At 70.9% G+C, this 13,923-nt stretch carries 11 protein-coding genes; 9 read left to right on the top strand and 2 right to left on the bottom strand.

The window, feature by feature from the left end; genetic code table 11:
• Position 1 precedes the first annotated feature (1 nt).
• The 7 genes from ASG91_RS19740 (at position 2) to ASG91_RS19705 (ending at position 8,035) form a co-directional block, all read left to right on the top strand.
• Positions 2-727 carry an ABC transporter ATP-binding protein gene (locus ASG91_RS19740; protein WP_056924361.1) on the top strand — a complete coding sequence of 242 codons (726 nt, stop codon included), beginning with the start codon at positions 2-4 and terminating at the stop codon, positions 725-727.
• Entirely contained in the window at positions 724-1,458 is a 735-nt protein-coding gene (locus tag ASG91_RS19735) for an ABC transporter permease (protein WP_056924360.1), read from the top strand. Before ASG91_RS19740 ends, ASG91_RS19735 begins: the two co-directional genes overlap by 4 nt.
• A 221-nt stretch (positions 1,459-1,679) precedes the next feature.
• Positions 1,680-4,976: a PKD domain-containing protein gene (locus ASG91_RS19725; RefSeq protein WP_082594384.1), complete on the top strand. Its 3,297-nt coding sequence runs from the start codon at positions 1,680-1,682 to the stop codon at positions 4,974-4,976.
• Between the two features lie 110 nt (positions 4,977-5,086).
• On the top strand, positions 5,087-6,037 hold the full coding sequence (locus tag ASG91_RS19720) for a proline dehydrogenase family protein (RefSeq protein WP_082592851.1): 951 nt from the start codon (positions 5,087-5,089) through the stop codon (positions 6,035-6,037).
• Positions 6,038-6,093: 56 nt separating this feature from the next.
• Positions 6,094-6,903 (top strand): pyrroline-5-carboxylate reductase, encoded by an 810-nt coding sequence (gene proC / locus ASG91_RS19715; RefSeq protein ID WP_056924357.1) that lies wholly within the window; start codon positions 6,094-6,096, stop codon positions 6,901-6,903.
• Positions 6,896-7,444, top strand: coding sequence for a GNAT family N-acetyltransferase (locus ASG91_RS19710; RefSeq protein ID WP_056924356.1), 549 nt, complete (start codon positions 6,896-6,898; stop codon positions 7,442-7,444). The genes proC and ASG91_RS19710 overlap by 8 nt, the downstream gene beginning before the upstream one ends.
• Before the next feature lie 54 nt (positions 7,445-7,498).
• Positions 7,499-8,035: a GNAT family N-acetyltransferase gene (locus tag ASG91_RS19705; protein ID WP_056924355.1), complete on the top strand. Its 537-nt coding sequence runs from the start codon at positions 7,499-7,501 to the stop codon at positions 8,033-8,035.
• A gap of 27 nt (positions 8,036-8,062) precedes the next feature.
• On the opposite strand, the gene ASG91_RS19700 is transcribed toward ASG91_RS19705, so the two are convergent.
• Positions 8,063-8,746 carry a TrkA family potassium uptake protein gene (locus tag ASG91_RS19700; protein WP_056924354.1) on the bottom strand — a complete coding sequence of 228 codons (684 nt, stop codon included), beginning with the start codon at positions 8,744-8,746 and terminating at the stop codon, positions 8,063-8,065.
• Positions 8,747-8,835: 89 nt separating this feature from the next.
• Here ASG91_RS19700 and ASG91_RS19695 point away from each other — a divergent pair, with 89 nt between their 5' ends.
• A complete protein-coding gene (locus tag ASG91_RS19695) occupies positions 8,836-10,032 on the top strand; it encodes an acetoin utilization protein AcuC (RefSeq protein ID WP_056924353.1) in 1,197 nt (398 codons plus the stop codon).
• Between the two features lie 290 nt (positions 10,033-10,322).
• Entirely contained in the window at positions 10,323-10,523 is a 201-nt protein-coding gene (locus tag ASG91_RS19690) for a helix-turn-helix domain-containing protein (RefSeq protein ID WP_056915613.1), read from the top strand.
• Positions 10,524-10,609: 86 nt separating this feature from the next.
• Here ASG91_RS19690 and ASG91_RS19685 read toward each other — a convergent pair whose 3' ends face one another.
• The gene (locus tag ASG91_RS19685; protein ID WP_056924352.1) at positions 10,610-13,846 is read right to left on the bottom strand and encodes a M36 family metallopeptidase; all 3,237 of its coding nucleotides are present in this window, start codon (positions 13,844-13,846) and stop codon (positions 10,610-10,612) included.
• Between the last annotated feature and the right edge of the window lie 77 nt (positions 13,847-13,923).

Here is a 13,923-nt window from a genome sequence, read left to right as displayed (position 1 = left end):
CATGATGAAAAACGCCATCGAGATCGCGAACCTCCGCGTCGTGCGGGGCGGTCGCGAGGTGCTGCCCGACCTGTCCGTGACGGTGCCGGCGGGCCAGGTCGTCGGGCTGCTCGGCCCGAGCGGGAGTGGCAAGTCCACCCTGATCCGCGCCGTCGTCGGCGTCCAGGTGGTCGAGTCCGGCGACGTCACGGTGCTCGGCGAGCCGGCCGGCTCGCCGTCGCTGCGCCACCGCATCGGCTACGTGACGCAGAGCCCGAGCGTCTACGACGACCTGTCCGTGCGGGCCAACGTCCGCTACTTCGCCAGCATCCTCGGCGTCCGGGCCGCGGCCGCCGACGAGGCGATCGAGGCGGTGGACCTCACCAGCCATGCCGACGCACTGGTCGGCAACCTCTCCGGCGGCCAGCGGTCGCGGGTCTCGCTGGCGGCCGCGCTGGTCGGCGACCCGGAGCTGCTCGTGCTCGACGAACCCACCGTCGGGCTCGACCCGGTCCTGCGCCGTGACCTGTGGGAGCTCTTCAACCGCCTTGCGGCACAAGGCCGTTCGCTGCTCGTGTCGAGCCACGTCATGGACGAGGCGAGCCGCTGCGACCGGCTGCTGCTCCTCCGCGAAGGCGAGATCCTCGCCGACGACACCCTGCCGGCGCTGCTCGCACGGACCGGCGCCGACGACGCCGAGCAGGCGTTCCTCGCCCTGATCGACCGCGCTGCCCAGGAGGCACGATGAACGCCCACCGCACCCTCGTCACCGCTGCACGGGTCCTCGCCCAGCTCCGGGCCGACCACCGCACCATCGGGCTCATGCTCGTCGTGCCCTGCGTCCTGGTCGGGCTGCTCGCGTGGATCTTCGAGGGCACCCCGGTCTTCGACGGGCTCGGTGCCTCGCTGCTCGGCGTCTTCCCCTTCGTCGTGATGTTCATCGTGACCAGCATCGCCACGCTCCGGGAGCGGACGTCCGGCACCCTCGAGCGACTCCTGACGACGCCGATGGGCAAGGGCGACTTCATGTTCGGCTACGCCCTCGCGTTCGGCGTGATGGCGGTGCTCCAGGCCCTCATCGCGACGGCCTTCGCCGTCTACGTGTGCGGGCTCGACGTCGCCGGGCCGCTGTGGCAGCTGGTCGCCGTGGCCGTGCTCGATGCACTGCTCGGGACGGCGCTCGGCCTGCTCGCCAGCGGGTTCGCCCGCACCGAGTTCCAGGCGGTCCAGTTCATGCCGGCGTTCGTCCTGCCGCAGTTCCTGCTGTGCGGGCTGATCGTCGCCCGGGACCGCCTGCCGGACCTCCTGCGGTGGGTGTCCGACGTGCTGCCCCTGTCGTATGCCGTGGACGCGATGAAGTCGGTCACCGCCAGTGCCAGCCCGGGCGCCGACGTGGCCGGCGATGCCGCCGTGATCGCGCTCTGGGTGCTCGTTGCCCTGGTGCTCGGCAGCCTCACCCTGCGACGCCGGACCGCCTGACCTGCTCTGTTGGCGTTTCTACGTTCTTCGGCGGACCTCGGGTGGCCAGCGCGGCGTTACGGTGAATTTGTCCGACAGAGGGGCTCCTGCAGGGGGGCACTATGTGGCCGAGGTGGTTTGCCGGACCGGTGGCGGTGCGTCGTGCCCGCGACCGTGATCAGTGACGAGACGACCACGCGCGTACCCCGCTAGTCCGTCACCTGTGGTGGTCGGGGTGCGCCATGTCGCGAAGCAACGTCCTCAGGTCCGTGACGAGCGCGGCGGGGGTGGTCGCGTTGTGCGCGGCCGCACTGGTCGGCGCGGCGATGTCGGCCTCGGCCGCGCCTGCGCCCGTGGTCCCGGTGCCGGTCTCGGCGGTCAGCGCCGACGCGCTGCCCACGGTCCAGGTCAACGGTGTGGTGTGGTCGCAGGCGGTCGTGGGCAACACCGTGTATGCCGCGGGGTCCTTCAGCACCGCCCGTCCAGCCGGCTCCGCACCGGGGACCAACACCGTGGCGCGCAGCAACCTCCTCGCCTACAACATCACCACCGGTGCGCTGGTCACGACGTTCGCCCCCAGCGTCAACGCCCAGATCCTGTCGGTCGCGGCGTCTCCGGACGGCAGCCGCATCTACGTCGCCGGTGACTTCACGTCGATCAACGGACAGGCCCGCCGGCGGGTGGCGGCCTTCGACACCGCCACCGGTGCGCTGAGCACGGCCTTCAACCCCACGGGGGTCAACTCGCAGGCGCGGGCCGTCATCGCGACGGCCGACTCCGTCTACGTCGGCGGTGGCTTCGCCGGACTCGGCAACGGGCAGCTGCGCAACAACCTCGCCGCCTTCCGGGCCTCGGACGGGGCGGTCCTGCCGTGGAACCCCAACGCGGACTACACCGTGTGGGCGGTCGCGGTGTCGGGTGACGGCCAGTGGGTCTTCGCCGGCGGTTCCTTCCAGAACGTCGGTGGGCAGTCGGCCATCGGGCTGGCCAAGATCAACGGGGCGACCGGCGCTCTCGACCCGACCTGGGACCCCGCCGTCAACAACCGTGGCCCGGACACGGGGATCAGCAGCCTGCGGGTCCAGGGCAGCTTCGTCTACGGCACGTCGTGGTCGTTCGGGAGCGGGGCCAACCTCGAGGGGGCCTTCAAGCTCCCCATCACCAACTCGACGCTCGTCTGGGTGACCGCCTGCCACGGCGACAACTACTCCGCCTTCCTGATGGGCGGCGTCGTCTACACGGCGAGCCACGAGCACTACTGCGGAGCCATGGGCGGCGGCGCCCCGCAGTACCCCCAGTGGAAGTTCCAGCACTCCCAGGCCTGGACCGACGCGGTCGGTGGACAGATCCTCAGCGACAGCCTCGGCTACCCCAACTGGCGCGGCACCAACGCGCCGTCGATCGTCAGCTGGAACCCCGACATGACGATGGGCAGCTACACCGGCCAGTACCAAGCAGGGTGGAACATCGCCGGCAACGACGACTACGTCGTCTACGGCGGGGAGTTCCCGACCGTGAACGGCGTGGGCCAGCAGGGCCTCGTGCGCTTCGCGCGCCGGGGCCTGGCACCCAACAAGGAGGGCCCGCGCTTCGCCGGTGGGACGTTCGTGCCACGGCTCGTGCCGACCTCGTCCTCGACCCTGCGGGTGAGCTGGACGGCGGGCTACGACCGGGACGACTACACGTTGACCTACCGGGTGATCCGCAACGGGGCCACCGGCTCGCCGCGCTTCACGACCACGGCCAACTCGACCTGGTGGTCCCTGCCTGCGGTCGGCTTCGTCGACACCGGACTGACTCCCGGGGCGACCTACACCTACCAGCTGATCGCCAACGACCCCAGTGGCAACACGGTGTTCGGGGCCAACGCGAGCATCACCATGCCGACCTCCTCGAGCCCGAGCAACGGCTACGCCCAGTCGGTCCGGGCCAACGGTGCCCGCATCTACTGGCCGATGAACGAGACCTCCGGGCTGACCATCAACGACCGCGCCGCCGGAACCGGCGCCTCCAGCGGGATCGGGGTGACCGACGGTCGCGGCGACACCGGCATCAACTGGAACCAGTCGGGTGCCATCGCCGGCGACAGCGCGGCGGCCCTGACGAACAACGACTTCAGCCGCGTCTATGCGCTCGGGTCGGAGACCGCCCCCGACACCTTCACCACCCAGGTCTGGGTCCGCACGTCCACCGGCAGCGGTGGCCGCATCCTCGGCTTCGGCGACCTCCAGAACGGCAACTCGGCCCACCGCGACCGGCACCTCTACATGGACAACGCGGGTCGCATCGTCTTCGGGGTCTATGGCCAGGACGGCACCCTGCGCACGGTCATCAGCCCCTCGGCCTACAACAACAACGTCTGGCACATGCTCACGGCGACGATGAGCAGCGCCGGCATGCGCCTCTACGTGGACGGCAACCTCGTCGGCTCGAACACCGGCACCACGGCGGGCGAGGCCTACCTCGGCTACTGGCGGCTCGGCGGCGACGTCCTCGGCACCGACAACGGTCGTCCCGGTTGGACCCCGCGACCGGCGTCCAACAACTTCGTCGGCAGCGTGGACGAGATAGCCGTCTACCCGACGGCGCTGTCGCAGGCGACGATCCAGGCCCAGTATGCGCTGCGCAACGGTGGGGGTGGCGGCAACCAGCCGCCGACCGCCTCGTTCACGTGGGGCACCGCGGGACTCACCGCGTCGTTCGACGGGTCCGGGTCGAGCGACCCCGACGGGTCCGTGACCGGCTACTCGTGGAACTTCGGGGACGGCACGCCCACGGGCAGCGGGGTGGCCCCGAGCCACACGTATGCCGCGCCGGGCACCTACACCGTGCAGCTCACCGTGACGGACAACCAGGGCGCGACCGGCAGCACCACGCGCCAGGTCACCGTCGCGGCTGCGGGGGTCATCGCGAACGACACCTTCAACCGCACGGTCGTCGACGGCTGGGGCCAGGCCGACACCGGTGGCACGTGGACGCTGACCACGGCGGCAAGCAACTTCGCCGTGGGCCAGCCGGTGGCTGGAGTAGGCACGATGCGACTCGCGGCGTCGTCCGGGCCGTCCGCGTACCTCTCCTCCACCTCGGCGCTGAATGTCGACCTGCGCACCGCGATCGGCTTCGACAAGCCAGCCACGGGTGGCGGCGTGTACGCCTCAGCGGTGGTCCGCCGGGTGGGTACCTCCGACTACCGGGTCAAGGTGCGGCTGACGGGCACCGACACCACGGCATACCTCGCTCGGACGGTCGGTGGGGTCGAGACGATCCTCACGTCGGTGCCGCTGCCCGGGGTCGTCGTGGCAGCCGGTGACGCGTTGTCGCTGCGCATCCAGGCTGTCGGTAGCGGCACCACGACCCTGAACGGGAAGGTCTGGAAGGTCGGGACCGCCGAGCCCTTCGCGTGGACGACCACCACCACCGACTCGACCGCCGGGCTGCAGTCCGCCGGCGCCGTCGGCACCTACGCCTTCCTGTCGGGTTCGGCGACCAACGCCCCCATCACCTTGAGCTTCCCCGACTTCAACGCCGTCGCGCCCTGACCCGTGGCAGCCGGACGCCGCGTGGGCCACCCACGCGGCGGTCCGGCTTGCTGCCGGTTAGCCTTGTCGACGGTCGTGACCCCCCACGGCCGCCGGATGGAAGGACCCCCGTGGACGCCAGTGACCTGCTGCGCAACAGCCTGCTCCAGCTCTCCAAGAGCGATGCTGTGCGACAGACGATCGAGAAGGCGCCGGTGAGCCGCAGCGTGGTGCGGCGGTTCGTCCCGGGTGACCGCACCGAGGACGCCGTCTCGGCGACGGCGGAGCTGCGGGCGACCAACCGCCTGGCGACCATCGACTACCTCGGCGAGGACACCGCCGACCTGACCCAGGCCATCCGCACCCGCGACCACTACATCGACCTGCTCAAGGCGCTCGCCGACGCCGACCTGTCGCAACACGGCATGGGCGAGGTCAGCCTCAAGCTGTCGGCGCTCGGCCAGTACCTGCCCGGCGACGGCCACAAGATCGCGCTCGAGCACGCTCGCGAGATCTGCCAGGCGGCCGCGAACGCCGGGACCACGGTCACCCTCGACATGGAGGACCACACCACGACCGACGCCACCCTGGAGTCGCTGCGCGAGCTCCGTCAGGACTTCCCGTGGGTAGGGGCCGTGATCCAGTCCTACCTGCACCGCAGCGAGGGCGACTGTCGCGACCTGGCCCACGAGGGCAGTCGGGTCCGGCTCTGCAAGGGCGCCTACAAGGAGCCCGAGTCGGTGGCCTACCAGAGCAGCGCCGACGTCGACCAGAGCTACGTGCGCTGCCTCAAGATCCTGATGGGCGGCGAGGGCTACCCGATGGTCGCCAGCCATGACCCCCGGCTCGTCGAGATCGCCGGCGCCCTGGCCGCACACCACCGGCGGGAGCCCGACAGCTACGAGTACCAGATGCTCTACGGCATCCGCCCCGAGGAGCAGAAGCGGATCGCGGACCGGGGCAACCAGATGCGGGTCTACATCCCGTACGGCGAGGAGTGGTACGGCTACCTCATGCGCCGGATGGCCGAGCGCCCTGCCAACACGATGTTCTTCCTGCGCGGCCTGGCCACCAAGAACTAGACGGCGCGGGCGGATATCGCGCGCACCGGGACCGCCGCGGCTGGAAGACTGCCGGCATGGGAACAACTGTGGCGATCCTCGGTGCCGGAGTGATGGGCGAGACGCTGCTGTCCGGGCTGATCCGGTCCGGGCGCAGCGCCGACGAGCTGATCGTGACCGCGCGCCGACCCGACCGGGCCGACGAGCTCGCCCAGCGGTACGGCGTGCGGGCGATGTCGAACGTCGCTGCCGCCGAGGCGGCCGACACCCTGGTCCTCGTCGTGAAGCCGCAGGACATGGGCGGCCTGGTCGAGGAGATCGGCGACCACGTGTCAGCCGGCAACCTCGTCGTGAGCCTGGCCGCGGGCATCCCCACGCAGTACCTCGAGAGCCGGCTCCCCGCCGGGGTGGCCGTGGTCAGGGTCATGCCCAACACCCCCGCCCTGGTCGACCAGGGGATGGCGGCGGTGAGCCCGGGTCGCAGCGCCGACGCCGCGCACCTCGACGAGGCGGCCGAGCTGCTGCGGTCCTGTGGCCGGGTGGTCCAGGTCGCCGAGAAGCACCAGGACGCCGTGACCGCGATCAGCGGCAGCGGGCCGGCCTACATCTTCTACGTGGTCGAGGCGATGATCGAGGCCGGCGTGGTGCTCGGCCTGCCCCGCCCGACCGCGACCGAGCTCGTCGTCCAGACCCTCTTCGGCGCCGCGACGATGATGCGCGAGACCGGTCAGCACCCCACCGTCCTGCGTGAGCAGGTCACCTCACCGGGCGGGACCACCGCCGCGGCGCTGCGCCAGCTCGACGACCACAAGGTCCGCGCCGCATTCATCACGGCGATGGAGGCCGCGGCCAACCGCTCGCACGAGCTGGCGTCGGGGAATGACTGACCGGGACCCAGGGCTCGACCCAGGGCTCGAGCCCGGCCTGACCATCAGGCCGGTCGAGCCGTCGATCTGGCCGGTCTACCGCGCGGTCCGGCTGGCCATGTTGCTCGACACCCCGCTCGCCTACGGCAGCACCTTCGCCCGCGAGGTGGCCTTCCCCGACGAGCTGTGGGTCGAGCGGATGGGCGACAGCAACGGGTGGCTGGCCTTCGAGGGTGAGCTGCCGGTGGGGGCCGTCACGTCCTTCCACGCGCCCGCCCAGCCCGACGACGAGACCTACCTGGTAGCGATGTGGGTGGCCTCCCACGCGAGGGGTCGCGGCGTGGCGGACCAGCTCGTCCGGGCGCTGCTCGACCACGCCGCCGGCGCCGGTCTGCGGCGGGTCACGCTCGACGTGGCCGACGACAACGAGCGGGCGATCGGCTTCTACGAACGGGTCGGGTTCACCCGCACCGGCCGCACGGGCGAGCTGCCGCACCAGCCCGGCGTGACCGAGTTCGAGATGGAGCTCCTGCTCAGCGACCTGCCAGCCGGCTCCGGGTGAACACTCGGCAAACCCCTATGACACCAGCCCCCTCCCTCGTGCGACAGTGGGGTCATGAGCGACATCACCGTGCGTGCCCTGGGTGAGGACGAGTGGGAGCAGTACCGATCGGTGCGACTGAGCGCGCTCGAGGAATCGCCGGAGGCCTTCGTGGCCACGGCCGAGGAGGAACGCGCCTTCGACGAGGACCTGTGGCGCACCCGCATGCGGCGCAGCCAGCGGCTGCTCGCCGAGCAGGACGGTGCCCCGGTCGGCGTCGCCAGTGTCGGTCAGGCCCGCCAGGAGGGCGAGAAGGAGAACACGAAGGTGGCCGAGCTGTTCGGCCTCTGGGTCACGCCCGCCGCGCGCGGCACCGGGGTCGCCAGCCAGCTGGTGCAGGCCGGCGCGGATGCCGCGAGGAAGCAGGGGCGCAGCCACCTCGCCTACTGGGTCGGCGCCGACAACGGTCGCGCCGTCGCGTTCGCGAGCGGGTTCGGGTTCCGACCGACCGACAGCCGTCGGCCGATGCGGGTCAAGGGTGCTGACGACGACGAGGACGAGGTGGCGATGGTGCTGCCGCTCGGCGAGGACCGCGGCGTCCCCACCCTCTGAGCGCCACCGGTATGCCGCGTGGGCGGCTCAGGGGCGTGACGCGAGCCGGTCGAGCAGGTCGGTCGGGCCGCTGACGATCAGGGTGTCGTGAGCGGTCACCTTGGTCTCGGGCACGGCATACGTGAAGTCGCTGTTGGGTGACTTCACGCCCACGACCGTGACGCCGTACTTGCTGCGAATTGCGCTCTGCTGCAACGTGAATCCGATGGCTTCCTGCGGGGGCTTCATCTTGACGATGGCGAACCCGTCGTCGAACTCGATGTAGTCCATCAGCTTGCCGTTGAGCAGGTGGGCGACCCGGCGCCCGCTGTCGGCCTCGGGGGAGATGACGTGGTGCACGCCGATCCGGTCGAGGATCCGCGCGTGCTCGGGCGACAGGGCCTTGGCCCAGATGGTGGGGATGCCGGCGTCGACGAGGTTCATCGCGCAGAGCACCGATGCCTCCACCGAGGAGCCGATGCCGACGACCGCGATCTGGAAGCTGCGGGCCTTGAGGTTGGCGACCGACTGTGGCTGCGAGGCGTCGGCCTGGACGATGCGGGTCACCTTGCCCAGGAACGACTCGGCGAGCTGGGGGTCGCGCTCGACGGCCACCACGTGGTGCCCGAGCTTCTGCAGCTCGATCGCGACCGCGCCGCCGAACCGGCCGAGACCGATGACGAGGACGTCGTCCTCGTAGAGCTTCTTCGCCACTGCGGTCCTCCGCGGCATCGGGGATGGTGAGACCTCCCACGCTAGCGCGTCCCTGCAGGTGGGACCGCGCTGTCGGGAATCGTCGCCCGACGGGTAGCGTCGGGCGCATGCCCTCACAGCTGCGGGTGGTCTGGGACCCCGGCTTCACCGCCTACGACTTCGGACCGGGTCATCCGATGAACCCGGTCCGGCTCGACCTGACCGCCCGGCTCTGCGAGGCGATGGGGGTGTTCGACCACGACGGGGTCGAGGTGTTCGCGCCCCCGGTGCCGGACGACGCGGTGCTGACCTCGGTGCACACGACCGAGTACGTCGCCGCGGTGCGCGCAGCGTCCGAGGACCCGGGCAGTGCCGACCCGGCCTACGGGCTGGGCACTGACGACGACCCGGGCTTCGCCGGCATGCACGACGCGAGCGCCCGGGTGGTCGAGGGCACCCGCCAGGTCTGTGCCGACGTGTGGGAGGGCCGCACCCAGCACGGCGTGAACTTCTGTGGGGGCCTGCACCACGCCATGGCCGGCAGCGCCGCCGGGTTCTGCATCTACAACGACATCGCCGTCGGCATCCAGTGGCTGCTCGACCACGGCGCCCAGCGGGTGGCGTACGTCGACGTCGACGTCCACCACGGCGACGGCGTCGAGCGCATCTTCTGGGACGACCCCCGCGTCCTCACCATCTCGCTGCACGAGTCGGGTCGGGCGCTCTTCCCGGGCACCGGCTTCGCCGGCGACATCGGCGGGGCCAGGGCGCAGGGAGAGGCCGTGAACGTCGCGCTCCCACCGGGCACCGGTGACTCGGCCTGGCTGCGGGCGCTGCACTCGACCGCTCTGCCGCTGGTGCGCGCCTTCAAGCCGGACGTGCTGGTCACCCAGCACGGCTGCGACACCCATGCCCAGGACCCGCTCGCCCACCTGGCCATGTCGGTGGATGCCCAGCGGTCGGCCGCCGACGCCCTGCACCGGCTGTCCCACGAGGTGTGCGACGGGAAGTGGGTGGCGCTCGGCGGCGGCGGCTACGAGCTGGTGCAGGTCGTGCCGCGGAGCTGGACCCACCTGACCGCGATCGCCGCGCACCAGCCGATCGCGCTCACCGAGCCCGTGCCGCAGGACTGGCTCGACCACGTCCGGCAGGCCTTCGGTCGCGAGGGGCCGCGTCGGATGGGCGACCTCGACCCCGCCGCCGGCCCGATCTGGCACCAGCCGTGGGACATGGGCTACAACCCGCACGATGAGGTCGACCGGGCCATCATGGCGACCCGGCAGGCGGTCTTCGCGCTGCACGGGCTGGACGTCTGGTTCGACTGACCCCGCTGGCGTCCCTCCGACGGCCGCAGGTATTCGTCCAATTGGACGGATACTGGCGCCCGGACGGTGCAGGGATCGTTCCGATTGGGTGGGTTGCCTGCGGTGCCGACGAAGTGACACCGCTGTGATTCGTCAGGGTCGCACGGCGTGTCGACTGGACAAGCGGGAAGAAGTTTTTCCATTGGCTTCCCCACGAGTCACATCAGCCCCTACAGTTCCTTCTGCACGCGAGTAGAGGTCCGCCGGAAGGGAAGCCGGCGATGCGCGCGTGTAGAAGATCGAGGTAACACATGTCCAACGAGCGACAGCTCGCCGAGGTGCGGTTCCTGACCGTTGCCGAGGTGGCCTCGATCATGCGCGTGTCGAAGATGACGGTGTACCGCATGGTGCACGCAGGAGAGCTTCCCGCCATTCGCGTGGGGCGGTCCTTCCGGGTCCCGGAGGACGCCGTGCACAAGTACCTGCGTACGTCTTACGTCGACACCGCCTGATTGGTGCTGACCGCACGACGACGGGGTGGGCCGGGACGACAGTCCCGGCCCACCCCGTCCGTGTAGCGGGCTCGGCAGCCCGTGCGTCAGCGGTTGTCGACCGCCGTGACCGCCACCGAGACGTTGGCACCGGTGTAGAGCTGGGTCAGCAGGTAGACCGAGCCGGGCGGGATGACCGCCGACTCGTCGGCGGCCGACGTGGCCACCGAGCCGGTGAGCTGGCAGGCGCTGTCCAGGAAGTACAGGTCCAGGTCGTGACCCACCGTGGCGTCGGCGTCGCTGGTGCCCTTGACGGAGACCGAGTGCAGCCCGTCCGAGAAGCCGAGCGGGAACTTCGTCACCCAGCCGTCGGCGCCCTGGCTGGCCGGCGGGAACGTGCACGCTGTGTTCATCTCGGTGCCGGTCACGCCGAACACGTTCTGCAGACCCGTCGGGTCACCGGCGGCGGGGTTGGGCGCGACGATCGTGCCCGAGTCGCTGTAGGCCGGGTCCGGCGTCACCGAGCCGTTGGCCACGGTCGCCCCTGACCCGAAGACCTCGATGTCCGCGACCTGCGCCGACGTCGTGGTGTTGCCCTGCACCGAGTCGATGAAGAACCGCACGTACGCGGCCTTGACCGGCTTGGCGAGCGAGAACGTCGCGAAGTTGAGGTCGGGCGCGGTCGGTCGCGGCGCGGCATACGCGAAGCCACCGGTGCGGGCTGTGGTCCAGCTGACCCCGTCGGTCGAGGTCTGGACGGTGAAGTCCTTGAGTGCCACGAACCGCGAGGCGTTGGTGGCCTTGAACGCGCTGACCCGCAGGCTGCTCACCGTCGCCGGCGCCGCCAGCTTCACCGTCACGCGCTGGTCCGGACCGGCGTTGTATGCCGTGGTGCCCGGCTTCGTGGACCACACCGAGGCTGCGGTGTCGTCGAAGGCGAACTTCGCCGGGGCGCCGTCGTCCTCACTGGAGACGTTGACGACCTGTGCGCCGGCGGCCGTGGAGGCCAGGTTGGGGGCGAGCTTGATCGTCCGGGCCGGGTTGCGGCCGGCCGTCACGGCGAACGCGTCGATGGTCTGGACGCCGAACCCGGGCGCCTGGATGGTCAGCGGGTAGGTGCCGGCCAGCGCCTTGATGCTGGCGCCGCCGGACGAGCCGGTCCGGACCAGCGGGGTGACCCGGGCCTCGAAGCGACCGAGGATGACCTTGGCGTTGCTGATCGGCTGGCCCGTCGTCGCGTTGAGGAGGGTGAGCGCGGCGGTGCCGTTCTTGGCGGCCACCGGGTGGTCGAACGCGGGCGTCGGGTCGGTGTCGTCACCGGTGTCCGAGTGGGCGCTGGCGCCGGCCCCACGCTTGGCGAAGACCGACCAGATGAGGTCGGTGTTGTCACCGTGGTAGCGGTCGAGGTCGGCGGAGAGGATGCCGTCCCGGGCGTCGAGGAAGCTCGGGTCCGGGGCGGTCAGTGGCATGCCGTCGGTGATGAGGCGTGCCGCGACCTCGGCTCCCTGGGCCGCGCCGTAGCGGGCGACCAGGGCCTTGCGCAGGTCCCAGAGGGTCGCCGTCCAGATCTCACCGTCGGCGTGGACCTCCGGACCGGTCAGGTCGTAGCCGATGTCACCGAACGTCGTCGGGTTCTGGTCGTAGTTCCAGTTGCGGATGCCTCGGGTGGGGTTGCCGGTCACGTAGTCGCCGACGATGGGCTTGGTGAGCAGCCCGGCCTTGAAGCCGTGGTTGAGGGCGTACCAGTCGGACCAGCCCTCACCCATCGAGCCGGCCTGCTGCGAGCCGAGGGCGCTGCCGCCCGCGACGTAGCGGGTGGACAGGCCGTGGGTGTACTCGTGCTGGATGACGCTCATGTCGAACGAGCCGTCCCGGTAGGGACCCTCGAAGGCGTCGTCGATGGGCTCCCACAGGAACATGCCGCTCCACGGCGGGATCCCGTCGTCGAGGGTGAGCATGTAGGCGTTGTCGCGACCGGTGTAGGTCGGGCTGCCACCGGACGCGGCGCCGGCCTGCACGAGCCCGCGGATCGGGTCTCCGCCCGAACCGCCGTTGCTGCCGTTGTCGAGCTGGAAGTTGCCGGCCGTCTCGGTGAACCCGAGGGCGTAGTACTCGTCGTGGATCCGGTTGTGCTGGAAGAACAAGTTCGTCGCGGCCGGGTCGAGGTCCTGGGCGTAGGAAGGCGGGACGGTCTGACCCTTGGTGGCGGCCCACTGGTTCGTGTAGGTGTAGCTGAAGTTCCCGGTCGGGGCCACGGGACGCGGCGCGTTGTCCACCGGCCCGATGAAGTTCGACCAGTTGGCGTAGGTGTCGGCGTTGTTGCCGTAGGTCGTGACGCCGGTGCCCGCGAGCCCGGTGGGGTCGACCCAGCCCTTGGGCGACTGCGTGGTCGGGCCGAAGGACTGCTGGCGCGGCTGGCCGCCCTTGGCCGCTCCCGGGTAGTTGTCGTAGACCGTGCCCTGCGGGTCGCCCTCGAAGTCGACGACGGAGGTCCGGTAGAGGGTGTGCCCGGTGGTGCCGTCGACGACGACCTCCCAGGCCTCCTGCGGGCTCTTGATGAAGTACACCTTGTATGCCGCGACGGGGCCGGCCTTGGTCCCGAAGGTCACCTTCTTCACGTAGGACGGTCCACCGAAGGGGCCGTTGGCGTACGTGGTGTAACCGGCCTGGGTGCCGTTCGCCTTGGGGGCGTAGGTCACGCCCGGCGCGAGGCCGCCGGCGACCTTGAGCAGTGCGGCTGCCTCGCCGAGCAGCCAGCCGCCGGTGAGGTCCGCACCCGGGGTGGGGTCACCGGCATACGAGAGCACCCGGCCGTCCTTGGTGACGGCGACGTTCAGGCGACCGCCGCGGGCCGCCGCGACACCGTCAGCGGTCTGGACGAAGTCCACGACGTGCGTCCCGGTGGTGGGGAGGGTGTGGTCGCGGACCACGGCGAGCGAGTCGACCTGCGCGGTGCTCAGCCCGAAGGCCGCCGCGTTCGTGCGCAGCCAGCCGCGGGCGACCTCGACGGCGGAGCCGCTCGTGGCGGCGGTGAGGTAGCCGTCGGTGCGGACCGACCGCAGCGTGCCGAACCGCTCGTCCCAGGTGGCGCGGGTGCCGCTGCCGGCCTTGGCGAGCAACGCCGACGCGGCGGTGCGCGCGGCCGTCGTCGGTGCGACGGCGTCCTTCACCAGCCGGGTGTCCACCGTCTTGGTCAGCGCATCGACCGTGTCGCCGAGGGCGGGCAGGACGGGCGCGGCGGGAAGGGCTGCCGAGGCGGTCGAGAGGGGGAGGGCGGTGGCGGCTGCGGTCAGCAGGCACACCCCGATTCCCAGTGGTCGGACAGCGGGGTGCTTACGGGACATGGTCGACGTCTCCTGCGCTCTGCGGGCTCTCACCGGCCCGGGTGGCCTGACAACGAGGCCCCACCACAGGGGGTTAC

Origin of the sequence: Phycicoccus sp. Soil802 (assembly GCF_001429605.1) — a bacterium.
In the GTDB taxonomy this organism is placed as follows: Bacteria; Actinomycetota; Actinomycetes; order Actinomycetales; family Dermatophilaceae; genus Pedococcus.
Note: the sequence above shows the minus strand (reverse complement) of the source record. Positions and strands in the feature narration are given on the sequence as shown.